The sequence below is a fragment of the Isoptericola nanjingensis genome, from assembly GCF_050311635.1.
Taxonomy (GTDB): Bacteria; Actinomycetota; Actinomycetes; order Actinomycetales; family Cellulomonadaceae; genus Isoptericola; species Isoptericola nanjingensis.
Map to the genome: position 1 here is coordinate 141,898 of NZ_JBNOZL010000009.1, position 25,057 is coordinate 166,954.

The following is a 25,057-nucleotide window of genomic DNA, read 5'->3' on the forward strand; positions in this document are numbered from 1 at the left end:
CCCCCCACGGACGTGCCGGAGGGTGCGCGTCGGGGCCCCGCGCTGCGCTCGCAAGCTCGCTCCGCGCACCCCACCGCGCACCCTCCGGCACGACCTCCAGTTGATTCGCCGCTCAGGTCACGTGGGGTCGGTGTCGTCCCACGAGGCGGCGGCCGCTTGCTTCAGCTTTTCGACGTAGCCAACGAGCAGCCCCAAGTTCTCCTCGTCGTTCATGCCATCGGTCACGCGCACCGACCAGCCGACTCCGCCGTCAGGCTCGTCGAGCTTGACGAACGCGAGCACACCGGACGGGGTCGTGCCCTCGGGAAGCGGGAGTAGCTGGAGTCCTTCCAGGACGTCGCCCACTGGAAGGTACTCGTCAGATTCCTGCTGGTCAGGATCAGCGGCAGGCTCGGCCGCGAGGTCATCGGTCGTCATGTCGGCAATCGTCCTCCCGCAGCGGCCATGGTGTCGCACGGTGGACCGGTTACTGTCCGGCACCGCACCGACCGCCGAGCATCCGGCCGGCTCCGGCCCGCGTCAAGGGCGCCTGCGGCGTCGCTGCGCGATGGCCTGCGGCCACCCCTGGACCCGGACCTCCGCCGACCTCTTGTGCTCCGCTATCGGTACGGCGCCTCCGAGTGTCCCCACCGGCCGAGGTGTCGAGAGGCCGCCGGATTGCCTCCGTTTTGGTCGGCGGATCGGTGCCGGAGGGTGCAAACCGATCCAACGGGCGAAGTCGTAAAAGGCCAGGTCAGGTGCCAGAACAAGCCAGGCGAGCAGGGCGGGCCAACGCGCAGTTTTCAAGCCCACCGCTACCGCCACCCGAAGGGCCCCACCTGCATGAGTCTGCCGCGGTGGGGCCCTTCGTCGTTCCTCGCACCTCGCCACGGCGCATGGACTCGCACTCAGTGCATGATGCGTCTCTTACCCGCGGCCCCGGCGATGGCGACCGCCGTCGCGAACAGGGTCACGACCGTCGCCGTCGTCATGATGGACGCATCGAGGGGAAGCATCGGGCAAGCGGCAGGCACGTCGTCGTCGGGGCAGGTGCGCCACGGCTGCATGAAGAAGACGACGGACACGACGGCACCCAGTACGGCCAGCAAAATGCCGCCGACAAGCATGAAAGTCGACGCACGAGTCCTCATCCGGCGAGAGTAGGGAACGGCGGGCCTCGGACTCGGCGCCGGACAAGAACTTCACCCGGGACTACGCCTGGTCGAGCGCGTCCCAGTCCCTCCGGAGCAGCCCGAAGACCCACGAGTCGGAGACGTCGCCGTTGACGACGCAGTCTTCGCGCAGGGTTCCCTCGTGCACGAACCCCAGCTTCTCCAGGATGCGGGCGGACGCCGCGTTACGGGTGTCCGTCTCGGACTGGACGCGATTGAGGGGCAGCGTGTCGAAGGCCCACCCCAGCAGGGCGCGGGCTGCCTCGGTCGCGTAGCCGTTGCCCCACATCTGCTCGCCGAGGCAGTAGCCCAGCGTCGCGCTGCGGAAGTCGGGGTTCCACTCGAACAGGCCGCACCAGCCGACGAAGGCGCCGTCGGAGGCGCGGTCGATGGCCACCCGGGCGCCGGTCCCTTCCTCCTCGATCGTCCGGGACATGGCGACGAAGCGGTCGGCGCGCGCCCGGTCGGTCCACGGCGGGGAGTCCCAGTAGCGCAGCACGTGGGCGTCGCTGTGCATCGCGAACAGGGCGTCGGCGTCGTCGTCGGCGACCGGCCGCAGCCGCAGACGGTCGGTGGTCAGCGTCGGGGTGGGCAGCGGCACGCGCCCATCGTGGGCGTTCGCCGTGCTGCCGTCACGGCAAATACCCGCCCACCGTGCGGCGTCGAGCCGATGAGTCCGCCGCCGTCGCGCCGTCTGCAGAACGACCGTCGACCCGAGGGACACACGATGAAGCTGCTGCTGACATCCGCAGGCGTGCGGAACGCGGCGATCCGCGCCGCGCTGGAGGACCTGCTCCCGCGACCGGTCGCGGACTGCACCGCCCTCGCCATCCCCACCGCGCTGTACGGGCACCCGTGGGTGGGCCCGGGGCGGAACGCCTGGAACTTCATCACCGGCACCACGGACCACATGACCGGCCTCGGCTGGAAGTCGGTCGGCGTGCTCGAACTGACCGCGCTGCCGAGCATCCCCGAGGAGCGCTGGGTGCCGCTGGTGCGGGAGACCGACGTCCTGCTGGCCGCGGGCGGCGACGCCGGCTACCTCGCCTACTGGATGCGACGTTCCGGCCTGGCCGACCTGCTGCCCGAGCTCGACGACGCCGTGTGGGTCGGGATGAGCGGCGGGAGCATGGTGATGACGCCGGCCATCGGGGGGGAGTTCGTCGGCTGGCTGCCGCCGGACGGCGAGGACGCCGCCACGCTCGGCGTCGTCGACTTCTCGATGTTCCCCCACCTTGGCCACCCCGACCTGCCCGACAACACGGTGGCCGCGGCCGAGCGCTGGGCGGCGGCGCTCGGCGGCCCGGCCTACGCCGTCGACGACGAGACGGCGTTCGTGGTCGACGACGGCGCCGTCGAGGTCGTGTCCGAGGGGACCTGGCGGAAGCTGGCCTGACCGGCGGTCGCTGTACCTTGGCCTGCGGCGGCCGGGCACCGGCCGGCCCGCACCGATCGGCCCCTCACCAGGAGACCACCACCGCATGACGACGCACCACGACGGATACCCGGACGAGCAGGGCCCCAGCCCGCTCCGCGCTGCCGCGGTGGTCGGTGTCGCGCTCATCCAGGCGGGGCTCGCCGGGCTGTTCGTGACGACGTGGTGGCGGCACGTCCAGACGCTCGTCGAGTCGCCGGAGGTCGTGCCGGTGCTGTTCCGGCTGCTGTCGGCGGTGCTGTTCGTGTGGGTCGTCGCGGCGGAGGTCCGCGGGCTGCTGCGGGGCCGCCGGTCGCCGCTGCTGGTGGTGGCGGTCGCGGCGGTCGCGACCGTCGGGGTGCTCCTGCTCGAGGTCCTCGCGCCCCGCTGACCGGACCCGGTCAGGGGATGAGTTCCGCGGCGAGCTGGTTCATCGCCGCCTCGGAGCACTCCGCCGTCGTCGTGGGGAGCACCATGACCGCCTGCGGGTAGGTCGCGCGGTAGGAGTACGGGCCGACCTCGTAGGCGACCGTGCTGTACGGGAACGAGCCGCCGTCCCTGTCGACCTCCAGCACGTACGCGAGCCGCACCGTCTCGCCGGGCTTCAGCGTGATCCCCTCAGGCCCGACCACGGAGGTCTCCTCCCAGCCGGGGTCCTCCGGGTCGTACGCGGTGCCGAAGACGACGTCCGGCGAGGGTGGCACGACGCGCACCTCGTGCACGCGGAGGCCGGGTGTCGCGGCGGGCTCGACCTTGCTCACGTGCACGGTGGCGCCGGTCGTGTTCGACAGCGTGGGGGCTTCGTTCACCTGGAGCGGGCCGTCCCACGGCACGCAGCTGCCGGCGCCGGGCGCGCGCAGTTCGTCGCCGTAGACCAGCGAGGAACCGACGGCCCGGTAGTACGCCCACCCGCCGACCCCGCAGGCGAGGGCGACGACGACCGCGACGGCGATCGGCAGGCGATGGCGAGGAAAGGGACGGCCGGTGCGCGCCGTCGTGCGGGCCATGTCGACTCGGTCGTCCACGGCGAGATCATAGGACGCGGCGGGAACACCAGGAGGGCACGCTCGCCGCGCGCGTCACGCCGTTCGACCCGGCCTTCCGGAGGTTCGCGGACGCGTGCCTCGCCGGGCCGCCGAACCCGTCCCTGGTGCGGGTGGACGACGTCATCCCGCTCCGCCACCCCGACGTCGTCTCCCTGCGCCGCCCGATCGAGGACCTCCTCTCCGACTTCTCCCGCGCGGACCTCGAGGACTTCCTTCACACCCCCGCCTTCGTGCCCGGACCGGACACGGACGCGCTGCGCCGCGCCCTGGAAGGGCTGACGCTGGGAGACGATCAGCGCACGACGTCGTAGACCACGTGCACCGCCGTCGTCGACGGCGTCGCACTGCGCTGCACCAGGGTGTGGCCGTGGCCGCCCACGAAGAGCGGCGTCCCGTCGCCGAGGACGACGGGGGAGAGGTGCAGGACGAGCACGTCGAGCAGCCCGGCGTCCAGCGCGGAGCCGACGGTCGCGCCCCCGCCCATGAGGACGACGTCCCGGTCCCCGTCGCCAGCCTCCGCCGCCTCACGGGCCTGCGCGACGGCGTCGCGCAGGCCGGTGGTGACGAACGTCCAGAACGCGAGCCGCGTGCGTACGGGCGGGTCGCTCGTGACGACGAAGAACGGCGGCCGGCCGACCTCGCGGGCGCCGTATCCCACCTCGTCGTTCCAGCCCTGCGGCCCGTCGACGACGTCGAACAGGTTGCGCCCCAGCACGACGGCGCCGCTGCTCGCCGTGGCGGAGCGCAGCTGCTCCCGGTCCACCGGGTCGTCGCTGAACGCCCACGTGTGCAGGGCCTCGCCGCCGTCGCCGAGGCCGTTCTCGGGTCCCGGGTTCGGTCCGGTGACGAACCCGTCCAACGAGATCGAGATGTCGCCCACCACTCTGGTCATGGGTGGTGGACCGTCGCGGCGGCGAGGAGTCATCGCCCGCGACGTCAGCGGACGGCGGCGACGAACGCGTCGACCTCGTCGCGCGACCGCAACCGGTGAAACTCCACGTGCGAGTGCGCGGGGTCGGCCATCGCTGCGCCGTACCGTTCGGGGTACCGGTCCAGCTGCTCCCACGACCAGCGGACGATGGAGCTCTTGCGCCACGGCGCGAGGACGTCGCGCCAGCGCTGCCGATTTCCGGTGCCCGTCCACAGCTCCGTCCGGTCGAGGGCACGCAACAGCGTGCGCCGATACACCTGTGCCATGACGACCGACCGCGGCGGGTCGAGCCAGACGACGGCGTCGGCGCGCGCCCAGACCTCTGCCTGCAGGTGGGAGTAGTTCCCATCGATCACCCAGCTGTCCGCGGCGATCTCGGCACGTGCGTCGGCCTCGAAGTCGTCGCGGGGACGCGGCGTCCAGTCGGGACCCCAGAACAGGGCGTCCAGCTCGACGTGCCGCACCCCGAGCCCGGCCGCCAGGCGCTTCCCGACCGTGGACTTCCCCGACCCGGCCGCCCCGACCACCGACACCCTGCGCATCGCGGAAACCTAGCACCGGTCGCGGCGGCGTCGGCCGGCATGCCCGCCGCGGATCTAGGCTGCGAGCACGCGAGAGGCGCGGACAGGACGAAGGAGACCGATGAGCCCACGACCGTCGCCGGTCCTCGTCCCTGCACCGCGGTCGGACGACGCCGCCTGGACACGGTGGGGCATGTGGTGGCTCCCGCTCGGCCCGGCAGTGGTGGCGTGCTACGCGACGGTGATGGTGATGACGATCCTGGTGCTGGAGCCGTTGGCGGCGATGCCCGGCATGACTCAGGCGGAGATCTACGGGGCCTTGGCGGCGGCGGGGTGGACGGTGGCCGGCAGCGTGCCGTTCCTGGTGGCGTGGGCCGCGTTCGGGGTCGGGCTGTCGGTCGCGGGGTGCGCCGTCGCGCTCCGGCGGCGGGTGGCCCCCGACACCGCTGTGGCGTGGCAGCTCGCCGTGCTCGCGCTGGGCGCGCCGGCGTACTTCTGGGGCGGCTTCGGCATGGGCATGGACCTCGCCGACACCTTCATGATCACCGGCGGCGACCACTCCGCCGTCCCGTCGGTCCTGTACGCCGTCAGCGGCGGAGCGCTCGCGGCGCTGGTCGCGCTGCAGGTGCCGCGCGCGGTGCGGTGGGTGCGCGCCCGGCGCGGCTGACCGCGCTCAGCGACGGGCGAGGAGTCTGGCGATCCGGGCGTGCGTCATGAACGACTGGTTCATGCGCCGGTAGGCGTGGAAGTTCAGCACCACGTGGGCGTCCTGCCGCGGGTAGAAGAACAGGTGGGTGGCGAAGTGCCCGAGGCCGCCGACGGGCTCGGGCAGCCCCCGGAGGAACGGCGGTGTGAACTCGCCGAACCGGATGGTGACGGTGCCCGCCCCGTAGTGGATCCCGCGGCGCAGGCGGTGCCGCGGCCGGTTCATCCAGGCCAGGGTCGCGGGGGAGACGAGGCGGCCGCCGTGCAGGGCGCGCTGGAAGGCGACGAGGTCCGACGGCGGGGAGACGATGCCGCCCCCGGCCCAGTCGAGGCTCATGCTCAGGGCGCGGCTGAGCTCGTGGTCGCCGATCCAGAACGGCGCGACGTCGAGGCCTGCAAGGTCGTCGGGTGTGCGCGCGTCGGTGTACGGGGTGGAGCTGCGCTCCATCCCGGCGGGGGCGAGGACCCGCTCGCGCAGGACGTCGTTGAACCGGCCCCCGGTGACCTCCTCGACGATCCGGCCGAGCAGGACGAAGCCCGGGTCGCCGTAGCGGAACCGCTCGCCCGGACGCCCGACGGCGGCGTGGCCGCGGACCTCGTCGAGCAGAGTCGTGGGGGTCCATCGCCGGTCGGGACGCCCCGCCGTGACCTCGAGGGAGTACGCCGTCTCGCGGACGCCTGACGGCTCGAAGATGTCGGGCAGCCCGCTGGTGTGGGTGAGCAGGTGCTCCACGGTGACGTCGGCGCCGACGTCGACGCCGGGGGCGGCAGGGAGGTCGTCGAGGTCGCTCCCCGGGAGCACCTTCCCCACCGGGGTGTCGAACCCGAGCCGGCCCTGCTCGACGAGCAGCGCGACGAGCGTGGCGGTCATGACCTTGCCGATGCTGGCCGCGTGGAACGGCTGCGACCCGCCCGACTCGAGCTCGAGCCCCGGCGCGACGACCAGCACCTGGGGCGCCGGCATCGACGGGCGCCGTCGGGCGATCCGGTCCAGCCTCGCCCTCAGGCGGTCGATCTCGCGTGACGTGCTCATGGCCTCTCCTCCGTCGATAAGTCTCATAGACATGTCTACTAGACAGGTCTATGAGGGTCAACGGTCTAGGGTCGGACCATGGCGCACGTGATCCTCGGGCTGCTCCTGCTGCGGCCGGCCAGCCTGTACGACCTGGTGAAGCACTTCGAGGCGTCGGTCTCGCTGTTCTACAGCGCCAGCTCAGGCAGCATCCGGCGCGCCCTGGAGACGCTGCTGACCGGGGGTCTCATCGAGGTCGCCGACGTCGCTCCGGGGGCGCGGGGCCGCAAGACCTACCGCGTCACGGACGCCGGCAGCGCGGACTTCCGCGCCTGGCTGACCGGCCCGGTGAGCGGGCCCGACACGGAGGCCGCCGTCCTGCCGCGCCTGTTCTTCCTCGGCCTGCTCGAGCCGGACGAGCGAGCCGCCGTGCTGCCTCGGCTCACGGCGCGGGTCGAGCAGGACGTCGCGCGGCTGGAGGCGCTCGAGGAGCAGCTCGCCGGGCAGGAGGTCCCCGACGAGCTCGCCGACGTGTTCGCGTTCCAGCGCGCCACCCTCGACTACGGCCTCGCCTCGGGCCGGTTCGCGCGCGACTGGTTCCGCCGCTACGCGCGGGAGCACGACGCGCTCACGCCGTGAGCGGGGGGTGGTCCACTTGCTACAGTCGTGCCGCCGGTCAAGCCGTGGCCGGTCCGCTCTGAGCAGTGTCGGAGGCGACTGTGCCCGTAGACACCACCGTGACCGGTGAGCCCTCGGGCCTCCGTGCCCCACGCCTGGTGGGCTCCTTCCGTCTCGACCTGTCCTCCGACCGTTGGACCTGGTCGGAGGCGGTCTTCCGCCTGCACGGCTTCGAGCCGCACGAGGTGGTGCCCACCACCGGCCTCGTCCTCGCCCACACCCACCCGGAGGACCGCGACGACGTCCGCGCCGCCCTCGGGACGGCGCGCGCGACGGGGGCGTTCTCGAGCGTCCACCGGATCGTGACGGCCCGGCGCCGCGAGCTCACGGTCGCCGTCGTGGGCAGCGCGGAGGACGACGAGCGCCGCGACGAGGCGGCGGGCTACTTCCTCGACCTGACCTCCGACGTCGCGGAGCGGGCCGGCGCGCGGGCCTCCGAGGACATCCGGGCGGCCGCGACGACCCGCGGCGTCATCGAGCAGGCGAAGGGCGTGCTCGCCGTCGTCTACGACGTCGAGATCGACCGCGCCTTCGACCTGATGCGCAGGGCCTCCAACGACCACAACGTGGCGGTGCGGGACCTGGCGCGGGCCGTCGTCGACGTCGCCCACCGCCGCGACGTCGACCGCCGCGCGGCGCTCGACCGCGTGCTGCGCCGCGACTGACCTCCCGCGCCGGTCGGCTCTCGGGCCGGCTCAGTCGTCGGTGCGGCGCGTCTCGACGGGCCCGGCCTCGTCGGCGAAGCTGAGCCGCCGCGCCACGACGTCCTCCGCGACGTCCTCGAGCGTGCTGCCCCGCCCGAACGCGTGCGCCCGCAGGACGGCGAGGGCGTCGTGCGGCTGGACGCGGAGCTGCGCGGACACCATGCCCGTGGCCTGGTCGACCCTCGCGCGCGCGGCCCAGCCGACCTGGTCGATCTCGCCGAGCACGGCCGTGCCGATGGCGTCCGCGAGGAACTGCGCGTCCTCGGTGTCCCGGGCCAGCGCGTGGCCCGGCCCGACGACGAGCCCCAGCACGCCGACCGGCTGTCCGCCGACCCGCATGGGGATGCCGAACCACGTGCCGTCGACGGACGCCTCGCCGGCGAGCTGCGAGAACACGGGGAACGAGCCGTCGTCCGGCGCACCGCCGAGGGAGGCCGAGACGATCGCGTCGTCCTCGAAGGCTCGCCGCCCGGGCCCCTCGCCGAGCACCTCCTGGATGCTCTCGACCCGCGCCGCGACGGCGTCCGTGGTGGTCACCGTGACCTGTTCGCCGGCGAGGGTGGCGAGCGTGAGGCTGCCGCCCTGCGCGCCGAGGATCGTGGTGCACGCCTGGCACATCCGCGCCGCGACCGTGGATTCGGGGTCGAGGCCGGCCAGGGTCCGCGCGAGCAGACCCAGCAGCTCGGAGGTGTTCACCGATCGCTCCGTCCTGTCGCCTCCCGGCCAGTGTGGCACCGATTGCCGATGCACACGGAGCGCGACGCCCGGCTCAGCGGTCGAGGCCGCCGATGGTGTCGCCCTCGCCGCCGAGGACCAGGGTCCGCACGATCGCCTCGGCGACCTCCCGTTCGCTGAGCCTGCGGCGGTCCGCCGCCGCCCGCAGCGTGATGCGTGCCTCGTCCTCGGGGCAGTCGTTCGACGCCATGATCGCGCCTACCGCCTGCTCGACCGTCGCCCGGTCGGACAGGGTGCGGTACAGGCCCGCGACGGCGTCGCCGAGGTCGGCGAACTGGAGCTGGAGGCGCACGGCGTCGGCCGCGAGCGCGGCATGCCCCACGGCGGCGTCGACCAGGCCGGCGGGCCAGTCCCCGGGCGTGCGGCTGTACACGTTGATCGCCACCCGGACGCCGGGCCCCACCTCGGCCGGGACGGCGAGCGCCTGGACGAAGCCCTCGGCGTCAGCGGCCGCCTGCCAGGCCTCCCAGCCGGGCACCATGTCGGCGAGCCTCGTGGTCAGCACCGTGCCCCGCCGCATCGCGTCGATGCAGGGCCCGGTGTCGGCGCGCGCCTCGGCCTGGTCGCAGCGGCCCGCGCCGGGGGTGCTGCTTCCGGCGCGCAGAGAGATGCCGTGCTCGCGCAGGCTGATGCTCGCCTCGACGCCGTGGCCGAGCACGGCCGCGGCGCGGATCGCGCACTCGTCGAGGTAGCGGGACAGGGTCATGGCGTCACGGTACCCGCGCTCCCGGACCCCGTCCCGCGGTCTCCCCGGCGACACCCTCAGCGGCGGCCGACGAGCCGGTCCACCTGGAAGAGCGTCGTCGTGCCGGACACCTCATTCGCCACGGCGAGCAGCGGCCGGTGCGTGGGGGAGTCGGACGCCGGGACGAACGTGAGCCCCTCGGGGCCGAGGTCGCCGGCGCCGGCGAGCGCGGCGGCCGGGTCGGCGCCGTCGTCGACCTCGGCCTCGACGGACACTGCGTAGTCGCGGTTCGAGACGTAGGTGACGAACGCGGTCCGCTCGGGGCGCGTGATGTCGTAGACCATGACGCCGCCCGCGCGCTCCAGGCCGACGAAGGCGTACGTGCGGCCCGCCACCTCGCCGATGGCGAGGTTCTCCGGCTCGGGGCCCTTGTCGTCGCTGCGGCCGTCGCCCTTCGTCTCGGTGTGGTTGGTGTTGAACGCGTCGCCGAGTGCCTCGGCGGTGACCCGCTCGAACTCGTCGCCGGAGTCGAAGACCAGCTCGCCGTCGGTGCTCCAGACCGAGAACGACCGGCCGCCGAAGGCGTACAGCTCCTCGTAGCAGGAGCCGTCGGCGCGCAGGCCGGAGGCCGTGGTGACGTTGAGGCGCCCGAGGTCGGCGTCGCCGAGCATGCCGGCGGCGGGGGCGTCCTCGCACACCGGGGCGAGGCCGTCGTCGCCCAGGTCCTTGACCCGCGCGGGCTCGACGTAGTCGCCCCACTCGCGGGCGTCGCCCTCGTTCGCGGTGACGAGGTACGTCTGGCCGCGCGAGGTGTACGACGCGATCCCGTCGGGCATGTACAGCCCTCGGACGGGGACCTCGCGCGCGGCGGCGACACCGTCCTTGTCCGACGGGTCGATGCCCTGGCCGGGCAGCGAGTGGTCCTTGCTGCCGAGCGACCACAGGTCGGTGGTGCGGGCGCTGCGCAGGTCGACCTCCGCGACGGCGTTCGCCTCCTGCAGCGCGACGTACGCGGTGCGGGAATCCTTCGACACGGTCACGTACTCCGGCTCGAGGTTGCGCGAGACGCGGTGGGCGAGCGACCCGTCGGGGCCGGCGACGTCGGGCCCGAAGACGCGCACGCCGTCCGGCAGCGCGTCGCCCTCGAAGGCGTGGAACGTCGCCGTGCGCACGGCGGACTGCGCGACGGGGCCCGCGTGCTTGCCGGTGAATCGGCGGGGGAGGTCGACGACGGACACCGAGCCCTCGGGGTCCACGCTGAAGTCGTCGTCGGGCTCGCCCTCGTTCGCGACGACGGCGCTGCGGCCGTCGGGCGTGATCGTCACCATGTCGGGCAGCGCGCCCACGCGCCACGCGCCGAGCGCTTCGCGGTCGCCGGCGGCGTCGAACAGCACCAGCCAGCCGTCGGAGACCTTGTCGGGCGACTCGACCGCGACGACGCCGAGCCCGTCCGGGCGCACGGCGACCGAGTTCGCGACCGCGCCGTCCGGCACGGTCGAGCCGTCCGCAGCGCGCACATCCGTCGTCTCGAGCGCGAAGAGCTTGCGGGGCGACGACGGGCGCGCGACGTCGAGCACGGTCACCTCGCCCGCCTGCGCGTTCACCGAGAAGAGGCGCTCCGAGCGGGCGTGGTACGCGACGATCTCCGCCGCCGACTCGTCGAACACGCCCGTGCCGTAGGAGCCGAGGGGGGACAGGGCGAGGCGGGCGTCGTCGGCCGACAGCACAGCAGGGTCGGCGACGACGCCGGCGCCCGGCGTCGCGTCGCCGCTCCCTGTGCCGCCGCTTCCCGTGCCGCCCAGTGCCGACGCGGTGAGCGCGACGGGCGCGGCCAGCGCGCAGGCGAGGGCGGTGGCGCAGCCGGCGACGACGGCGCGACGCGGGGCGGGTGCGAGTCGCGGGGTGCGGGGGAGCGGTGTGCGCAAGGGGTCCTCCGGGGCCGGGGGCGCGCGGAGCGCGCCGTCGGGGTGACCGTAGGGAGGACGGATGGCCGTCGGGGGAGCCGGGGGTGAACGGGTGCCGGCACGCCGGTGAACGCCTCCCTCAGGCGGGCGCGTCGTGGTCGGCGCCGCTCTGCACGCCGTCCCGCACGCCGTCGAGCCCGAGCTGCACGATCCGCCACACCGCGCCGACGAGCAGCACGACGAGCGCGAGGTTCCGCAGCCCTTCGACGACGACCATCGCGGGCTGCCCGCCGAGGAACTCGCCGTACGCCACCGGGTAGACGATCTGCGTGCCCAGCGCGGCCAGGAGCACCCCGACGGCGGGCGGCCCCCACAGCCGCCGCGTGCCGGGCCCGGCCAGGGCGATCGCGGCGGCCAGCGGCGGCCCGATCCACGCCACGAACTGGGGCGAGCCCACCTTGTTGAACACGATGAGCGACAGGAGCAGGGCGGCGGTGCTGAGCAGCAGGACGTCGGCCGCGTGGTCGGGGCGGCGACGCGCCGTCCACCACGTGAGCGCGGCGATCAGCAGCACCGCGACGGGCAGCAGCCAGTCGAGCAGGGACGCGACCTGGCGGGCGGCGTCGCCCTGCACCTCGTAGGTGAAGATCACGTCGTTGTAGTCGATCCGCACCGACGGGTCCCACAGCCGCGCCACGCTGAACCAGGTGGCGAAGACCGACTCCGCCTGGAGCGTGCGCGCCTCCTGCTGGCCGAACACGCTGAACGCGCGCTCCCCGGCCCCGCCCGCGAGGGCGAGCCCGACGACGACGAGGCTCACCGCGGCGCCCGGCACCACCACCTGCCGCAGCAGGTCGCTCCAGCGGGCGCGGGTCGCGGCCAGCGCCACGACCACGGCCCCCGGGGCGATCTTGATCCACGCGCCCACCGTGGCGACCGCCGTCGCGAGCGTCGGGCGGCGTGCCGCGACCGCCAGGGAGATCAGGATGAGCGGCGCGACGACGCCGTCCAGCCGGCCCAGGAAGATCGGGCCGAGGGCGAGCAGGAACGCGAGCCACCACCAGGCGCCCAGCACCCCGCGCGGCGCGCAGCGCACCAGCACCACCGTGGCGACGGCGTTCAGCGCCACGACCATCGCCGTCCAGACGATCTCGTAGCCCAGCAGGCCGTCGGTCACGAGCGCGGGCAGCGTGACCGGCACGAGCGCCCCCGCGGGGTACACCCAGTCGTAGTCGAGGACCGGCCACTGCCCGGCGTCGAGCCCGTGGCGGGCCCACCACTCGTACAGCGTGACGTCGCCGTAGATCGTGTAGCCCCAGGTGATGGCCTGCCCGATCACCCAGGCGTGCACGGCCACGAAGCCGAGCGCCAGCAGCCACCGGGACCTCAGCACGGCGCCGAGGGGACCGGGGGTGTTCCGCGCGGCAGCGGTCTGCGTGGATGGCACGCCCGACATGGTGGCAGACCGGGCTCGTCGCCGCCCGGAGCCGCCTGGGGGATGCGTGATGCGGCTCCGGACGTCTAAGGTTTCGGATACCCGAAAACTTCGACGCCTGGCCCACGGAGGACCGCATGAGCCGACCGACCCTCGACCGACCCGCCCAGGGGGTGCGTCCCGCGCGCCTGGTGACCCTGCTCGGGCCGGCGTTCGTCGCGGCGATCGCGTACGTCGACCCGGGGAACGTCGCGGCGAACCTCACGGCGGGGGCGCGGTTCGGGTACCTGCTGGTGTGGGTGCTGGTCGTCGCCAACGTCATGGCGGTGCTGGTGCAGTACCTGTCGGCCAAGCTCGGCGTGGTCACCGGGCGCTCGCTGCCCGAGGTGCTGGGCGAGCGCCTCTCCCGGCGCGGCCGGATCGCCTACTGGGCGCAGGCGGAGGTGGTCGCGATGGCCACCGACGTCGCCGAGGTGATCGGCGGCGCCATCGCCCTGCACCTGCTCTTCGGCGTACCGCTGGTGCTGGGCGGGATCATCACCGGGGTCGTGTCGATGCTGGTGCTCACCGTGCAGCAGCGCCGCGGCCAGCGCGTCTTCGAGACGGTCGTGACGTCGATGCTCGCGGTCCTCACCGTCGGGTTCTGCGCGGGCCTGTTCTTCTCGCCGCCGGACCTGGGCGCGGTGCTCGGCGGGCTGGTGCCGCGCCTCGACGGCCCGGAGTCGGTGCTGCTCGCCGCGTCGATGCTCGGCGCCACCGTGATGCCGCACGCGATCTACCTGCACTCCTCCCTCGCCCGCGACCGGGTGCGGCACGACGCCCGGGTGCAGCGGCGGCACGCCCTCGCCGCCGGGGCCGAGGGACGCGACGACCTGGGGGACGGCGGGGTCGGGGACGGCGACGTCACCGTGCCCCGCCCGCCGTCGCCGTCGGCGGTCCGCCGCCTGCTCACCGCCACGCGCTGGGACGTCGTCGCCGCGCTGGTGCTCGCCGGCAGCGTGAACATCGCGATGCTCCTCCTCGCGGCGGCCAACCTGCCCGGCCGCACGGGGACCGACTCGATCGAGGGCGCGCACGCCGCCATCGAGTCGTCGCTGGGCCCCGCGGTCGCGGTGCTGTTCGGGGTGGGGCTGCTCGCGTCGGGGCTGGCGTCCACGTCGGTGGGCGCCTACGCCGGCGCCGAGATCATGTCCGGACTCCTGCATGTGCGCGTCTCGCTGCTCGCCCGGCGGCTGGTCACCCTCGTGCCCGCGATCGTGCTGCTCGCGACGGGGGTGTCGCCCACGTGGCTGCTGGTCGTGAGCCAGGTGGTGCTCAGCTTCGGCATCCCGTTCGCGATGATCCCGCTGGTGCGGATCACGCGCGACGCCGGCCTGCTCGGCGGGTTCCGCAACGGCCTCGCCACCCAGGTCGCGGCGTGGGCCGTGGCCGCGGTCATCGTGGCGCTGAACGTCGCGCTGCTCTGGCTGACGTTCACCGGCTGACCGTCGCGACAGAACGGAACCGGCGAGGTAGTACCGGATCTCGCGAGGTAGTACCGGATCCCGCGAGGTAGTACCGGGCCCGGCGAGGTAGTACGGGTCAGCGGCCGAGCGCGGACTCCAGCCGGTCGACGAGCGCGGCCTGCGCGCTGACGACGAGGCGGCGGGCGTCGTCGGGGGAGAGCCAGGCGACCCGGTCGATCTCCGGCACCTCGATCCGCTTCCCCGACCGCGGGGGCCACTCGATCTCGACGGTGTTGCTGCGGACCTGGTCCAGGTCCGGCCCCGGCGGGGGCCACTCGCGCGCCCAGGCGAGGACGCGCTTGCCGGACCGCTGCCGTACCTCGCCGAGGTCGACGTCGGGGGACGACGGCGCGGGGAGCGGCAGCCCGAGCTCCTCCGCCGCCTCGCGCAGCGCGGCGGCGTGCGGCTCCTCGTCCGGCTCGAGCTCGCCCTTGAGCACCGTCCACGCGCCCTCGTCCTTGCGCGCCCAGAACGGGCCGCCCATGTGCCCGAGCAGCACCTCGAGGCCGCCGTCGTCCGAGGTGCGATAGAGCAGAAGGCCTGCGCTGGTCGTCGCCATGGTCACAGTGTGACCCGGGCGGTTCCCTCGCGGAGCAGTGGACTACCTCGCCGGGTCCGGTACTACCTCGCCAGGTCACTGACTACCCCGCCGGGGGCTGTACTACCTCGGCAAAGGCGGTGAGACGGAGTATCGCTTGACGTGAGACCCGGTCGCGGGTGACGATGGAGGAGGACCGGCGCCGGCCACCACCAGCCTCGGACGGCGCCGGTCCGCACTCCTCACCGGGCCCGGAACGGACCCCCGCGCAGAGAGAGGTCGTCGATGACCCGCAACGCCCCCGTCATGCCCGGCGTGACCGCCCCCGACTACGACGTCTCGCAGCCGCTGGACCTCGACTACGTGGGCGCCTTCGCCGACGTGACGCCCGAGGAGCGCGCCCACCAGCTCGCCGTCCGCGAGTTCGTGCAGGAGGACGTGCTGCCCGTCATCGACGGCTACTGGGAGCGCGCCGAGGTGCCGTTCGACCTGGTGAAGAAGCTCGCCGAGCGCGACTTCCTGCGCGACGGCGTCGACGTCCCCGGCCGCCCGTCGGTCTCGTTCATGGCCGAGGGCCTGGCCAGCATGGAGATGTCGCGCGGCGACGGCTCCGTCGCCACGATCTGCGGCGTCCAGGGCGGCCTCGCGCTGCGGTCGATCGTCATGCACGGCTCGCCCGAGCAGATCGAGCAGTACGCCGAGCCGATGGCGCGCGGGGAGATCCTCGGCGCGTTCGCGCTCACCGAGCCCACGCACGGCTCGGACTCCGTCTCGCTCGAGACCACCGCCCGCAGGGAGACCCGCGACGGCGTCGAGGGATACGTCCTGGACGGCGAGAAGAAGTGGATCGGCTTCGGCTCGTGCGGCGACATCACCGTCGTCTGGGCCCGCCTCGTCGGCGACGACGGCGACAACCAGGTGCACGGCTTCATCGTCCCGCAGGACGCGCCCGGCTACACCGCCACCACGATCGAGGGCAAGGTCTCGCTGCGCGCCATCTGGCAGGCGCACATCGTGCTCGACGACGTCTTCGTCCCCGCGAGCGCGGCGCTGCCCGGCGCGACGTCGTTCAAGGCGACCGCCGCCGTCCTCTTCGCCACCCGCCTGGCCGTCGCCTGGTCCGCCGTGGGGCACGCCGTCGCCTGCTACGAGGCGGCCGCCGCGTACTCGACCCAGCGCATCCAGTTCGGCCGACCGCTGGCCAAGAACCAGATGGTGCAGGAGCGGCTCACCCGCATGCTCTCGCTCGTCACGCAGATGCAGCTGCTCGTCGCGCAGATCACGCGCCTGGCGGACGCCGGCACGCTCACCGGCGAGCAGGCCTCGCTCGCGAAGTACACGACGACGCGGCAGGCCCGCGAGGTCGCCTCCATCGCCCGCGACATGCTCGGCGGCAACGGCATCCTCCTCGGCAACCGCGTCGCGCGGCACTTCGCCGACCTCGAGGCCCTGCACACCTACGAGGGCACCGAGTCGATGCAGGCGCTCATCGTCGGTCGTGACATCACCGGGGTCTCGGCCTTCGCCTGAGCCCTGCAGCCTTCGCACGACGGGGACCCGCGCAGCCGCGCGGGTCCCCGTCGTCGTCCCCGGCCAGGTCCACGGTGACGACGTCGGGGAGGCGCAGCCCGAGCCAGAACGCCCCTGCCGATGGACCAGGGGCGACGCGGCCGGTCGCGACCAGCCATGCCGTGAGCACCATGCCGTGCGTCCCGACCACCAGGTCGCCTCGGCCGGCGTGGTCGCGCACGGCGTCGTCGAACCGGCGGGCCGCGCCCTCCGCGGACTCCCACCCGTCGTGCCGCGTGTCGGGCGCGCCCTCGACCCAGGCGCGCCGCGCCTCCCGGAACTCCGGGGAGACGGGCTCGGGCGGTCGCCGGATCTCCCCGAACCGCGGGTCCGTGGGGACGTCGGCGACGCCGAGCGCGAGGGAGAGCGTCTCCACCGCCTTGCGCTCGTCGCTCGCGACGGCACGTGCGCCCTCCGGGAGGCGGAGCCCGCGGGCCGCGACACGGCCTGCACGGGACAGCGGCCAGACGTGCGGAGGGACGTCATCGGTCACGTGCGGGGCTGCATGACGGACGACGGTGACGCGCACGGGGCCAGTCTGCCCGCGCCTCGCGGACCGACGACCTTGAGTCCAGGGATGGCCGACGGCAGCTCGAGCTGCCGCGCCGAGCCCGAACTGCCGCGGTGAGCGCCGTCAGGGCGCGACCGCGGGCGTCGTCGCCCCCGCCTGGGCCTGCTCACGCCGGTGCACGCGCCACCACACGAAGAACCCGGTCAGGGTGAAGACGCCGTAGAACACGTACATCAGCGCCGTGGCGTAGTAGCCCGCCGACCAGAGCAGGGGCACTCCCACGACGTCCACTGCCACCCAGACCAGCCAGAACTCGACCCAGCCCTTCGCCATGCCGTACGTGGCGACCAGCGAGCCCATGAAGATCCACGCGTCCGACCACACCGGCTCGTAGGAGCCGAGGGCGCGGAACAGCGGGGTGAGCAGCAGGGTGCCGCCGACCATCACGACGACGATGCCGACGCGCTCCCGCCAGGTCGCCCAGTGGGGGTGCACCGCGGCGCCGCCGTCGGCGGGGATCCTGCCGTCGGCGCGGACCTCCAGGGCGGCACGCTCGGTGCGCCGCCACTGCACCCAGCCGTAGATCGACACGATCAGGAACATCACCTGCCGGCCCGCCTGGCCGAGCATGTCGGCGCGGCTCGAGTCGCCGAACCACGAGCCCATGAAGACCGTGAACAGCACCAGGTTGCCGACGATGCCGACGGGCCACGCCCACACCTTGCGGCGCATGCCGCCGAGCGCGGAGGCGAGGCCGAACAGGTTGCCGACGATCTCGCGCCACGACATGTGCTGGTCGCCGATGGTCAGCGTGGCGTTGAAGAACGCGTCGATCGCGTCCATCGTTCACTCTCCCGGTCCGAGGTGCGGCGTCCGGGGTGAGGGGTCGGCGCTCGCCGCGTCGGGCCCCGTAGGGCCGTCGTCGGCGGCACGACACCCGGCGGCACCCACCCTGACGGGTGCGTGCCGCACGTGCTTCCTCCCATCCGGACTTTGACCGTCGGCCCTGGAATCTCACCAGGTCAGCCGGCCTCTCCCCGCGTCTGCGGGTGGAGGCCGGGTCGCGGGCTGTCACCGCCGGCTCGGAATTTCACCGACCCCGGAGCACGTACGTGCGTGTCTTTCCACCGCCGGAGGTCCCGGCGGCGTCCTGCACAACTCAGGATGCCACAGCGGCATTCCCGGCGGCAGCATCGTGTCCGGCCGTCTCGACCGACGGTCAGGCCAGCGCGTCGCGGACGGCGCGCGCGACGTCGTCCGGCCCCGCCCCGGGCTCCAGCACCGTGACCACGACGCGCTTCCCGTCGCCGCCCGTCGCGACCGTCCGGGCCTCGCCGGCGGAGGCGACGTCGGTGTCGCCGGCAGGGGCGGACGACGGCGCGGAGTCGTCGTCGCCGTGCGGGAACGGGGAGACGGCGGCGCGCCGCAGGTCGGCGAACGCTTCCTCCAGCTCCGGCCGCAGGTCGAGGTGGGGGTTGCGCAGCCAGCGCCGCAGGATCGCGTTGTGCACCGCGACGACGGACGCCGCGAACGCGATCGACATCGTCGTGGTGGACCGGTCGGGCGGCAGCGTGTCGCGCAGGTAGGCGGTGAACGCGCGCTCGTAGCGGTGCGTCGTGACCAGCTCGCGGTCGCGCAGCGCGGGCACCTGCTGCAGCAGCTGGTGCCGGGCGATCGACGTCTCGCGCTGGCCCACGTGGTGGTCGAAGACGAGCCGTGCCGCGCGGCAGACCTCGAGGTACGGGTCGGTGGTCGGGTCCCACGCCCGCTCGGGCGCGCGGCCCGACTCCTCGCTGGCCCGCGCCTCGGGCCGGGTCTCCGCGAGCATGACGACGACCTCCTCCAGGAGCAGCTCGTGGTCCGCGAAGACCACGTCCTCCTTGGAGCGGAAGCGGCGGAAGAACGTCGCACGGCTGACGCGGGCGGCGTCGGCGATCTCCTCGACGGTGGTCTGCTCGTAGCCCTGCCGGGAGAAGAGGTCGATCGCGGCGTCGACGGCCTGGGCGTGGGTGTGCGTCCGGACGGCGGTCATGCCTGGGAGATTACTCCGGCACCGCCGGTCGTCCTTCCGGCGTCCGCTCGTCCGTGGACCCCAGCTGCAGCCGGTAGAACCGGAAGAAGCCGAAGTCGTCGACCGGCAGCACCTCGACGCCGGCGTAGCCCGCCGCACGCGCGTAGCGCCGCAGCGTGGCCGGGCGCATCACGGTGCCCGTGCCGGCCGACGGGGTCGTGGACAGGCCGTCCGGCAGGCACACGAACAGGCTGTAGCCGTACATGATCCGGTCGACGTCATCGGCCGGGGCGCGGAACTCGTCGGCGACGGCCTCGTCCATGACCACCACGACGCCGTCCGGCCGCATCGCGCGGCGCACGCCCTCGAGCACGGCGACCGGGCGCGGCATGTCGTGCACGCACTCGAAGGCGAACGCCGCGTCGTAGGGCTGGGCGACGGCGAGCTCTGCGGCGTCTGCGAGGTGGAAGAAGGCTCGCCGTTCGAGGCCCGCCTCCGCGGCGGCCGCCCGTGCGGCGGCCACGGACGGACGGTCGACGTCGATGCCGTGGACCTCGGCGAGCGGGTACGCCTCGGCGAGCGCGAGCGTCGACCAGCCGAAGCCGCAGCCGACGTCGACGACGCGGGCCCCGGGCCGGGAGAGCGCCTCGTGGACGGCGGGCAGCGCCGCGAGCGTCGGTGCCAGGCGGCGCTCGAACCACGGGCGGTTGACGTCGGACTGCGCCTGGCGGGCGTCGTCGCCGAGCTGGTCCCACGACACCCCGCCGCCGTCCCGGTACGACTCGAGCAGACGGGGCAGCTGCGGCCCGATCGCGCCGACGAACCGGGCCAGGGGCGCCAGGTACGACAGCGAGGACGTGTCGGTCAGCACCTCCGCGTGCGCCGCGGGCAGCGCGTAGAGGCGGGTCCGGGCGACGGCCTGCGGGTCCGCGTCGAGCGCGGGTGCCGCGCCGGCGTCCTCCGCGACGAGGACACCGGAGGCCGCCTGCTGCTCCAGCCACTCGCGCGCGTACCGCTCGGCCGTGCCGGTGGCCTCCGCGAGCCCCGTGGACGTCAGGGGGCCGGACGACGCGAGCGCCTGGTACCAGCCGAGCCGGTCGCCCACGTGCACGGCCAGGACGTCGATGGCGCCGAGCGTGGCGGCGAACAGCCGGTCGGCGAACGCGTCGGCGGTGTCGGTCGGGTCGGTCATGGCGGCACCTCCGTGCCGTGGCCCGGACGTGCGGACCCCGCGGCGTCGTCGGGAGGCGGCGCCCGTCTCGACGCTAGCTCGCGGGAGTCCGGCGCGTCGACCGCCCGGGCGGGTGATCCGCGTCAGCCGCGACGGCGCCTGCGGTCGTCGTCCGGCTCCCCGCGACGACGCTCGTCGAAGCCCGCCTCGGCGGGGCGCCGGGCGCGCTGCAGGTACCGGATCTCCCGCACCGCGACCCCTGCGGCGAGGAAGAACGGGATCCACGCCCAGACCCTGCCGCGCAGCACGACCCACAGCATCGCGAGCGCGACGGCGCACGCCCCGACCACGGTCCACACGCTCGCCCACCGCACCTTGCGCACGGGCCGAGGCTACCGCTGCGCCTCCCGCGGAACACGTGCCCCCGGCATGGGTAGGGTGGCGGTCGTGACTTCCGGGACCACGACCGCGCCTGAGACCACCACCGCCCCCACCACCACCGTCCCCGTCGTGGACGTCTACGTCGACCCGCTGTGTCCGTTCGCGTGGATCACGTCCCGCTGGGCCCTCGAGGTGGCGGAGCACCGGGACGTGGAGCTCACGTTCCGGCTGATGAGCCTGTACCTGCTGAACAAGGACCGGGACATCCCGGCGGACTACCGGGCGAAGATCGAGGCGTCGCGCGGCATCGGCCGCGTCGCCGCGGCGGTGCAGACCGAGCACGGCCCCGAGGCGTTCAGCGCCTTCTACACCGCGGCCGGCACGCGCATCCACCCGGGCGGCCGCCGGGACGACCTCGACGCCGTCGCCGTGGAGGCCCTGGCCGAGGCCGGCCTGCCCGCGTCGCTGGCCTCCGCCGCGTCGTCGGACGCCTACGACGCCGCCCTCGCCGTCTCGCACGAGGAGGGCATGAAGCCGGTGGGCGAGGACGTCGGCACGCCGACGATCCACGTCGACGGCGTCGCGTTCTTCGGTCCGGTCCTCACGCGCATCCCGCGCGGCGAGGACGCGGTGCGGATCTTCGACGGCGCCGTCGCGCTCGCGTCGTTCCCGGACTTCTTCGAGCTCAAGCGGTCGCGCACCAGCTCGCCGTCCTTCGACTGATCCCCGCACCACACCCCCGCACCACACCCCCGCACCACACCCCCGCACCACACCCCCGCACCACACCCCCCGCACCCCGAGAGGCGAACCATGACCCTCGACCTGCGTGTCTTCACCGAGCCCCAGCAGGGTGCGTCGTACGACGACCTGCTCGCCGTCGCGAAGGCGACCGAGGACCTCGGCTACAGCGCGTTCTTCCGCTCCGACCACTACCTGACGATGGGCGGCGACGGCCTGCCGGGCCCCACCGACGCCTGGACGACGCTGGCCGGCCTGGCCCGCGACACCTCCACCGTGCGCCTCGGCACCCTCGTCACGTCGGCCACGTTCCGCCACCCCGGCGTGCTGGCGATCCAGGTGGCGCAGGTGGACCAGATGTCCGGCGGCCGTGTCGAGATCGGGCTCGGCGCCGGCTGGTTCGCGCGCGAGCACGAGGCGTACGGGATCCCGTTCCCGGCCAAGCGGTTCGGGCTCCTCGAGGAGCAGCTGGAGATCCTCACCGGGCTGTGGGGCACGCCCGTCGGCGGGTCGTACTCGTTCGACGGCGAGCACTACACGCTCGTCGACTCCCCGGCCCTGCCCAAGCCTGCCCAGGCGAAGATCCCCGTCATCGTGGGCGGAGGCGGGCCGAAGCGCACGCCGGCGCTGGCCGCCCGGTTCGGCGACGAGTACAACCAGGCGTTCCCCGAGCTGGACACGGTCGCGCCGCGCATCGGCGTGATCAACGAGGCGCTGGAGGCGGCGGGGCGCACGCCGGACTCCATCGTGCAGTCCGTCGCCCTGGTGCTCGCGGTCGGCAAGGACGAGGCGGAGTTCACCCGGCGCGCGGCGGCGATCGGCCGCGAGCCGGCCGAGCTGCGCGAGCACGGCGTCGCGGGCACCGTCTCCGAGGCCGTCGACCTGCTCGGCTCGTTGCGCGACCAGGGGATCCAGCGCGTGTACCTGCAGGCGCTCGACCTGCACGACCTCGACCACCTGGACCTGGTGGCGCGCGAGGTCGCGACGCAGCTCTGAGGCGAGCCGCAGGCCTGTGACCTGCGGCGACAGTCGGCCAGGGCGACGGTCTCGCCTGCTGAACTCACCCCGCCGAACTCGTGACACGGGGGCACGGCGGGGCTAAGTTCGCGACAGACGACGAGGTGGCCCGCTCTCCGGAGCGGGTCACCTCGACCCGTTCAGGGCGGAGGTCGCGCCCGCCGCAGGCCCGCAGCACCGTCACGACGCTGCCGTCGCCCGGACGACGTGGTCCACGCTCCCCGCCGCACGACCGCGCCCATGCCCGGAGGACACGCCATGTCCGTCTCCGAGTTCGACCGTCTTGTCGTCACCCCGCGCCGCACCGAGCACGTCCGGTCGCGCCCCCACGGCCCGCTCAGCGCGGAGCCGCCGCGCCCCACCGCCCCGCCGAGGGACGAGAACGCCGCCTCGCGGTCGCCGTCCCTCGCCCTGATCATGCTGCTCGCGACGCTCGGCGTCGTGGCCTACGCCGTCTTCCTGCTCAACCCCGCCAACCGCGGGGACGCGCTGCCGTACGTCATGGTGATCACGGCCGAGACCATCCTCGTCGTGCAGGCGCTCCTCGCGATGTGGACCGTGCTCTCCAGCGGCTACGACCCGCGCGGCTTCTCCTTCCACCACGCGCAGGACCGTCTGTTCGACCTGCCCGAGATCGTGCGGGACGAGGCCGAGGACGACCCCACGCGCTGGACCCTGTACCTGCACGACAGACCCGTGACCGTCGACGTCTTCATCACGACGTACGGCGAGAGCCTCGACACGATCGCGCGCACGGTGCGCGCCGCCGTCGCCCTGCGCGGCCGCCACCGGACCTGGGTGCTCGACGACGGCCGCTCGGACGACGTGCGCGACCTCGCCGCCACGCTCGGCGCCCGCTACGTGCGCCGGCTGTCGAGCCACGGCGCCAAGGCCGGCAACGTCAACCACGCGCTGACGATCGCGAAGGGGGACTACTTCGTCATCCTCGACGCGGACTTCGTCGCCCGGCCGGAGCTCCTGGTCGAGACGGTCCCGTTCTTCGTGTCCGACGACGTCGCCTTCGTGCAGACCCCGCAGACGTACGGCAACCTCGACACCCTCATCTCCCGCGGCGCCGGCTACATGCAGGCCGTGTTCTACCGCTTCGTGCAGCCCGGCCGGAACCGTTTCAACGCGGCGTTCTGCGTCGGCACCAACGTGATCTTCCGCCGGGCGGCGGTCGACGACATCGGCGGCATGTACACGGACTCCAAGTCGGAGGACGTGTGGACGTCGCTCCTGCTGCACGAGCGCGGCTGGCGCACCGTCTACATCCCGACCGTCCTCGCGGTGGGCGACACCCCCGAGACCGTCGAGGCGTACACCAAGCAGCAGCTGCGCTGGGCCACCGGCGGCTTCGAGATCATGCTCCAGCACAACCCGCTGAGCCCCAGGCGACGGCTCACCCTCGACCAGCGCCTGCAGTACACGGTCACGGCCACGCACTACCTCTCGGGCATCGCGCCCCTCGTGCTGCTCCTGGTCCCGCCGCTGCAGATCTACCTGGACCTCACGCCGATGGACCTGACGATCTCGCCGAGCACCTGGTTGCTGTACTACCTGGGCTTCTACGGGATGCAGATCGCGATCGCGTTCTTCACCCTCGGGTCGTTCCGGTGGGAGGTGCTGATGCTCGCGTCGGTGTCGTTCCCGATCTACACGAAGGCACTGTGGAACGCCCTCACCGGCAAGGAGCAGGCCTGGCACGTCACGGGTCGTGCCGGCCGGGCCGAGTCGCCGTTCAACTTCATGCTGCCGCAGGTGCTCTGCTTCGCCTTCCTGCTGCTGACGTCGGCCGTCGGCGTCTGGAAGGAGTGGGGCGACGACCCGCTGCCGAGCCTGGCGCTGGCCTGGAACCTCACCAACACGTTCATCCTCGGCGCGTTCGTCGTCACCGCGCTGCGCGAGTCGCGCCGCGCCCGCGCCGCCGTCCCGTCCGCCGGAGGTGCCGCATGACCTGGACCAACCGCCTGCGCCTCGTGGGAGGCCTGCTCGGCGTGGTGCTGCTGTGCGTCGCGCTCACCCTGGTCATGAACCGTCGCGAGTCGCAGGCCACGTCGTCGGCCGCGACCATCTCCGCCGAGACGCTCGACGTCGGCACCGACTACGCCGGGACGGTCGCCGAGGCGCTCGTCGAGGAGGGCGACGAGGTGCGCGCCGGCGACCCCCTGCTGGTGCTGCGCAGCCTCACGCTGCAGCACGACCTCGCTGTCGGCCTCGTCAGCCGGGAGGGCGGCGCCTACGAGGTGGCCGAGGACGGCACGATGACCGTGGTCGCCCCCGCCGACGGCGTCGTCACGGACGTGGCCGTGGACCAGGGGGCGTTCGCCCGGTCGGGGGAGGTGCTCGCCACCGTCGAGCGCCAGGGCTCGCTGTTCGTCGACGCGAGGCTCGTGCTCGACCCGGCGGACTTCGCCCGCATCCGCGACGGCGCCACGGTCACGGTGGTGCTGCCCAACCAGGCCGAGGTGGACGGCGTCGTGGACGCGGTGGCCGTGCAGAACACGAAGAACCAGGCGGAGGCGACGGTGCGCGTCTCCAGCGCAGGCCTGGTGCGCGGCGCCGAGCACGGGCTCGTCATGGCCGGAACCCCGGTCACCGCGGTGATCGACCTGCACGACGACGGCCCGCTCGCCGGCGTGGACGCCGCGTTCAGCCAGTTCCTGCGCCGGGTGGGCCTGTGACGACGCCC

General features: G+C 73.7%; 29 protein-coding genes and 1 riboswitch. Of the genes, 12 read left to right on the forward strand and 17 right to left on the reverse strand.

Annotated elements, in window-relative coordinates; all coding sequences use genetic code 11:
* Positions 1-117 precede the first annotated feature (117 nt).
* From ACQP6G_RS18560 to ACQP6G_RS18570, 3 genes are all read right to left on the reverse strand, one after another.
* On the reverse strand, positions 118-417 hold the full coding sequence (locus ACQP6G_RS18560) for a hypothetical protein (protein ID WP_429766518.1): 300 nt from the start codon (positions 415-417) through the stop codon (positions 118-120).
* A gap of 470 nt (positions 418-887) precedes the next feature.
* A complete protein-coding gene (locus ACQP6G_RS18565; protein WP_429766520.1) occupies positions 888-1,130 on the reverse strand; it encodes a hypothetical protein in 243 nt (80 codons plus the stop codon).
* A gap of 61 nt (positions 1,131-1,191) precedes the next feature.
* Positions 1,192-1,752 carry a GNAT family N-acetyltransferase gene (locus tag ACQP6G_RS18570; protein WP_429766521.1) on the reverse strand — a complete coding sequence of 187 codons (561 nt, stop codon included), beginning with the start codon at positions 1,750-1,752 and terminating at the stop codon, positions 1,192-1,194.
* A 126-nt stretch (positions 1,753-1,878) separates the two neighbouring features.
* Between ACQP6G_RS18570 and ACQP6G_RS18575 the strand changes: the two genes are divergently transcribed.
* Both ACQP6G_RS18575 and ACQP6G_RS18580 read left to right on the forward strand, forming a co-directional pair.
* On the forward strand, positions 1,879-2,547 hold the full coding sequence (locus ACQP6G_RS18575) for a Type 1 glutamine amidotransferase-like domain-containing protein (protein WP_429766523.1): 669 nt from the start codon (positions 1,879-1,881) through the stop codon (positions 2,545-2,547).
* Between the two features lie 85 nt (positions 2,548-2,632).
* Entirely contained in the window at positions 2,633-2,956 is a 324-nt protein-coding gene (locus ACQP6G_RS18580; protein ID WP_429766524.1) for a hypothetical protein, read from the forward strand.
* Between the two features lie 10 nt (positions 2,957-2,966).
* Here ACQP6G_RS18580 and ACQP6G_RS18585 read toward each other — a convergent pair whose 3' ends face one another.
* Positions 2,967-3,590 (reverse strand): hypothetical protein, encoded by a 624-nt coding sequence (locus ACQP6G_RS18585; RefSeq protein ID WP_429766526.1) that lies wholly within the window; start codon positions 3,588-3,590, stop codon positions 2,967-2,969.
* Positions 3,591-3,721: 131 nt separating this feature from the next.
* Here ACQP6G_RS18585 and ACQP6G_RS18590 point away from each other — a divergent pair, with 131 nt between their 5' ends.
* Positions 3,722-3,922 (forward strand): hypothetical protein, encoded by a 201-nt coding sequence (locus ACQP6G_RS18590; protein ID WP_429766527.1) that lies wholly within the window; start codon positions 3,722-3,724, stop codon positions 3,920-3,922.
* Here the strand turns inward: ACQP6G_RS18590 and ACQP6G_RS18595 are convergent.
* Together ACQP6G_RS18595 and ACQP6G_RS18600 are read right to left on the reverse strand one after the other, a co-directional pair.
* Entirely contained in the window at positions 3,904-4,503 is a 600-nt protein-coding gene (locus ACQP6G_RS18595; protein ID WP_429766529.1) for a dihydrofolate reductase family protein, read from the reverse strand. The genes ACQP6G_RS18590 and ACQP6G_RS18595 overlap by 19 nt on opposite strands.
* Before the next feature lie 44 nt (positions 4,504-4,547).
* Complete coding sequence (locus ACQP6G_RS18600) at positions 4,548-5,084, reverse strand: P-loop NTPase family protein (protein WP_429766531.1); 537 nt, start codon at positions 5,082-5,084, stop codon at positions 4,548-4,550.
* Positions 5,085-5,184: 100 nt separating this feature from the next.
* Between ACQP6G_RS18600 and ACQP6G_RS18605 the strand changes: the two genes are divergently transcribed.
* On the forward strand, positions 5,185-5,730 hold the full coding sequence (locus ACQP6G_RS18605) for a hypothetical protein (RefSeq protein WP_429766532.1): 546 nt from the start codon (positions 5,185-5,187) through the stop codon (positions 5,728-5,730).
* A 6-nt stretch (positions 5,731-5,736) separates the two neighbouring features.
* Here the strand turns inward: ACQP6G_RS18605 and ACQP6G_RS18610 are convergent, their stop codons facing one another.
* The gene (locus tag ACQP6G_RS18610) at positions 5,737-6,801 is read right to left on the reverse strand and encodes a serine hydrolase domain-containing protein (RefSeq protein ID WP_429766534.1); all 1,065 of its coding nucleotides are present in this window, start codon (positions 6,799-6,801) and stop codon (positions 5,737-5,739) included.
* 78 nt (positions 6,802-6,879) lie between these two features.
* Here ACQP6G_RS18610 and ACQP6G_RS18615 point away from each other — a divergent pair, with 78 nt between their 5' ends.
* Both ACQP6G_RS18615 and ACQP6G_RS18620 read left to right on the forward strand, forming a co-directional pair.
* Complete coding sequence (locus tag ACQP6G_RS18615; RefSeq protein WP_429766536.1) at positions 6,880-7,419, forward strand: PadR family transcriptional regulator; 540 nt, start codon at positions 6,880-6,882, stop codon at positions 7,417-7,419.
* A 98-nt stretch (positions 7,420-7,517) separates the two neighbouring features.
* Complete coding sequence (locus ACQP6G_RS18620; RefSeq protein ID WP_429766538.1) at positions 7,518-8,123, forward strand: PAS and ANTAR domain-containing protein; 606 nt, start codon at positions 7,518-7,520, stop codon at positions 8,121-8,123.
* Between the two features lie 30 nt (positions 8,124-8,153).
* On the opposite strand, the gene ACQP6G_RS18625 is transcribed toward ACQP6G_RS18620, so the two are convergent.
* The 4 genes from ACQP6G_RS18625 to ACQP6G_RS18640 all read right to left on the reverse strand — a co-directional run bounded on the left by ACQP6G_RS18625 (position 8,154) and on the right by ACQP6G_RS18640 (position 12,933).
* A complete protein-coding gene (locus ACQP6G_RS18625) occupies positions 8,154-8,858 on the reverse strand; it encodes an ANTAR domain-containing protein (RefSeq protein ID WP_429766540.1) in 705 nt (234 codons plus the stop codon).
* A 73-nt stretch (positions 8,859-8,931) separates the two neighbouring features.
* Positions 8,932-9,603: an ANTAR domain-containing protein gene (locus ACQP6G_RS18630; protein WP_429766542.1), complete on the reverse strand. Its 672-nt coding sequence runs from the start codon at positions 9,601-9,603 to the stop codon at positions 8,932-8,934.
* A gap of 56 nt (positions 9,604-9,659) precedes the next feature.
* Complete coding sequence (locus ACQP6G_RS18635; RefSeq protein WP_429766543.1) at positions 9,660-11,507, reverse strand: choice-of-anchor I family protein; 1,848 nt, start codon at positions 11,505-11,507, stop codon at positions 9,660-9,662.
* Positions 11,508-11,625: 118 nt separating this feature from the next.
* Positions 11,626-12,933: a glycosyltransferase 87 family protein gene (locus tag ACQP6G_RS18640; RefSeq protein ID WP_429766545.1), complete on the reverse strand. Its 1,308-nt coding sequence runs from the start codon at positions 12,931-12,933 to the stop codon at positions 11,626-11,628.
* Positions 12,934-13,058: 125 nt separating this feature from the next.
* Here ACQP6G_RS18640 and ACQP6G_RS18645 point away from each other — a divergent pair, with 125 nt between their 5' ends.
* Positions 13,059-14,405 (forward strand): Nramp family divalent metal transporter, encoded by a 1,347-nt coding sequence (locus ACQP6G_RS18645; RefSeq protein ID WP_429766547.1) that lies wholly within the window; start codon positions 13,059-13,061, stop codon positions 14,403-14,405.
* 97 nt (positions 14,406-14,502) lie between these two features.
* Here the strand turns inward: ACQP6G_RS18645 and ACQP6G_RS18650 are convergent, their stop codons facing one another.
* A complete protein-coding gene (locus ACQP6G_RS18650) occupies positions 14,503-14,985 on the reverse strand; it encodes an NUDIX hydrolase (protein ID WP_429766549.1) in 483 nt (160 codons plus the stop codon).
* Between the two features lie 264 nt (positions 14,986-15,249).
* Here ACQP6G_RS18650 and ACQP6G_RS18655 point away from each other — a divergent pair, with 264 nt between their 5' ends.
* Positions 15,250-16,494: an acyl-CoA dehydrogenase family protein gene (locus ACQP6G_RS18655; RefSeq protein WP_429766551.1), complete on the forward strand. Its 1,245-nt coding sequence runs from the start codon at positions 15,250-15,252 to the stop codon at positions 16,492-16,494.
* Here ACQP6G_RS18655 and ACQP6G_RS18660 read toward each other — a convergent pair.
* The 5 genes from ACQP6G_RS18660 to ACQP6G_RS18680 all read right to left on the reverse strand — a co-directional run bounded on the left by ACQP6G_RS18660 (position 16,469) and on the right by ACQP6G_RS18680 (position 20,609).
* A complete protein-coding gene (locus tag ACQP6G_RS18660) occupies positions 16,469-17,062 on the reverse strand; it encodes a histidine phosphatase family protein (protein ID WP_429766553.1) in 594 nt (197 codons plus the stop codon). The two genes, ACQP6G_RS18655 and ACQP6G_RS18660, sit on opposite strands and share 26 nt — an antisense overlap.
* Positions 17,063-17,167: 105 nt before the next feature.
* A complete protein-coding gene (pnuC, locus tag ACQP6G_RS18665; protein WP_429766555.1) occupies positions 17,168-17,887 on the reverse strand; it encodes a nicotinamide riboside transporter PnuC in 720 nt (239 codons plus the stop codon).
* A gap of 126 nt (positions 17,888-18,013) precedes the next feature.
* Positions 18,014-18,155, reverse strand: a riboswitch (FMN riboswitch).
* A gap of 108 nt (positions 18,156-18,263) precedes the next feature.
* Positions 18,264-19,076 carry a TetR/AcrR family transcriptional regulator gene (locus ACQP6G_RS18670; RefSeq protein WP_429766557.1) on the reverse strand — a complete coding sequence of 271 codons (813 nt, stop codon included), beginning with the start codon at positions 19,074-19,076 and terminating at the stop codon, positions 18,264-18,266.
* A 10-nt stretch (positions 19,077-19,086) separates the two neighbouring features.
* A complete protein-coding gene (locus ACQP6G_RS18675; RefSeq protein WP_429766559.1) occupies positions 19,087-20,247 on the reverse strand; it encodes a class I SAM-dependent methyltransferase in 1,161 nt (386 codons plus the stop codon).
* 122 nt (positions 20,248-20,369) lie between these two features.
* Entirely contained in the window at positions 20,370-20,609 is a 240-nt protein-coding gene (locus ACQP6G_RS18680; protein ID WP_429766560.1) for a hypothetical protein, read from the reverse strand.
* 64 nt (positions 20,610-20,673) lie between these two features.
* On the opposite strand from ACQP6G_RS18680, the gene ACQP6G_RS18685 reads away from it, so the two are divergent.
* The 4 genes from ACQP6G_RS18685 to ACQP6G_RS18700 all read left to right on the forward strand — a co-directional run bounded on the left by ACQP6G_RS18685 (position 20,674) and on the right by ACQP6G_RS18700 (position 25,049).
* Positions 20,674-21,330, forward strand: coding sequence for a mycothiol-dependent nitroreductase Rv2466c family protein (locus ACQP6G_RS18685; protein WP_429766561.1), 657 nt, complete (start codon positions 20,674-20,676; stop codon positions 21,328-21,330).
* A 90-nt stretch (positions 21,331-21,420) separates the two neighbouring features.
* Positions 21,421-22,344, forward strand: coding sequence for an LLM class F420-dependent oxidoreductase (locus ACQP6G_RS18690; protein WP_429766563.1), 924 nt, complete (start codon positions 21,421-21,423; stop codon positions 22,342-22,344).
* A gap of 279 nt (positions 22,345-22,623) precedes the next feature.
* Positions 22,624-24,321 carry a glycosyltransferase family 2 protein gene (locus tag ACQP6G_RS18695; RefSeq protein ID WP_429766565.1) on the forward strand — a complete coding sequence of 566 codons (1,698 nt, stop codon included), beginning with the start codon at positions 22,624-22,626 and terminating at the stop codon, positions 24,319-24,321.
* On the forward strand, positions 24,318-25,049 hold the full coding sequence (locus ACQP6G_RS18700; RefSeq protein WP_429766566.1) for an efflux RND transporter periplasmic adaptor subunit: 732 nt from the start codon (positions 24,318-24,320) through the stop codon (positions 25,047-25,049). Before ACQP6G_RS18695 ends, ACQP6G_RS18700 begins: the two co-directional genes overlap by 4 nt.
* The last annotated feature ends 8 nt before the right edge of the window (positions 25,050-25,057 follow it).

What these genes read in the sequence shown, in the direction of transcription:
- ACQP6G_RS18560 (WP_429766518.1), bottom strand. Translation starts at nt 417, where the DNA reads ATGACGACCGATGACCTCGCGGCCGAGCCTGCCGCTGATCCTGACCAG.
- ACQP6G_RS18565 (WP_429766520.1), bottom strand. Translation starts at nt 1,130, where the DNA reads ATGAGGACTCGTGCGTCGACTTTCATGCTTGTCGGCGGCATTTTGCTG.
- ACQP6G_RS18575 (WP_429766523.1), top strand. Translation starts at nt 1,879, where the DNA reads ATGAAGCTGCTGCTGACATCCGCAGGCGTGCGGAACGCGGCGATCCGC.
- ACQP6G_RS18580 (WP_429766524.1), top strand. Translation starts at nt 2,633, where the DNA reads ATGACGACGCACCACGACGGATACCCGGACGAGCAGGGCCCCAGCCCG.
- ACQP6G_RS18595 (WP_429766529.1), bottom strand. Translation starts at nt 4,503, where the DNA reads ATGACCAGAGTGGTGGGCGACATCTCGATCTCGTTGGACGGGTTCGTC.
- ACQP6G_RS18600 (WP_429766531.1), bottom strand. Translation starts at nt 5,084, where the DNA reads ATGCGCAGGGTGTCGGTGGTCGGGGCGGCCGGGTCGGGGAAGTCCACG.
- ACQP6G_RS18605 (WP_429766532.1), top strand. Translation starts at nt 5,185, where the DNA reads ATGAGCCCACGACCGTCGCCGGTCCTCGTCCCTGCACCGCGGTCGGAC.
- ACQP6G_RS18610 (WP_429766534.1), bottom strand. Translation starts at nt 6,801, where the DNA reads ATGAGCACGTCACGCGAGATCGACCGCCTGAGGGCGAGGCTGGACCGG.
- ACQP6G_RS18615 (WP_429766536.1), top strand. Translation starts at nt 6,880, where the DNA reads ATGGCGCACGTGATCCTCGGGCTGCTCCTGCTGCGGCCGGCCAGCCTG.
- ACQP6G_RS18630 (WP_429766542.1), bottom strand. Translation starts at nt 9,603, where the DNA reads ATGACCCTGTCCCGCTACCTCGACGAGTGCGCGATCCGCGCCGCGGCC.
- ACQP6G_RS18645 (WP_429766547.1), top strand. Translation starts at nt 13,059, where the DNA reads ATGAGCCGACCGACCCTCGACCGACCCGCCCAGGGGGTGCGTCCCGCG.
- ACQP6G_RS18650 (WP_429766549.1), bottom strand. Translation starts at nt 14,985, where the DNA reads ATGGCGACGACCAGCGCAGGCCTTCTGCTCTATCGCACCTCGGACGAC.
- ACQP6G_RS18655 (WP_429766551.1), top strand. Translation starts at nt 15,250, where the DNA reads ATGACCCGCAACGCCCCCGTCATGCCCGGCGTGACCGCCCCCGACTAC.
- pnuC (WP_429766555.1), bottom strand. Translation starts at nt 17,887, where the DNA reads ATGGACGCGATCGACGCGTTCTTCAACGCCACGCTGACCATCGGCGAC.
- ACQP6G_RS18670 (WP_429766557.1), bottom strand. Translation starts at nt 19,076, where the DNA reads ATGACCGCCGTCCGGACGCACACCCACGCCCAGGCCGTCGACGCCGCG.
- ACQP6G_RS18675 (WP_429766559.1), bottom strand. Translation starts at nt 20,247, where the DNA reads ATGACCGACCCGACCGACACCGCCGACGCGTTCGCCGACCGGCTGTTC.
- ACQP6G_RS18690 (WP_429766563.1), top strand. Translation starts at nt 21,421, where the DNA reads ATGACCCTCGACCTGCGTGTCTTCACCGAGCCCCAGCAGGGTGCGTCG.
- ACQP6G_RS18695 (WP_429766565.1), top strand. Translation starts at nt 22,624, where the DNA reads ATGTCCGTCTCCGAGTTCGACCGTCTTGTCGTCACCCCGCGCCGCACC.
- ACQP6G_RS18700 (WP_429766566.1), top strand. Translation starts at nt 24,318, where the DNA reads ATGACCTGGACCAACCGCCTGCGCCTCGTGGGAGGCCTGCTCGGCGTG.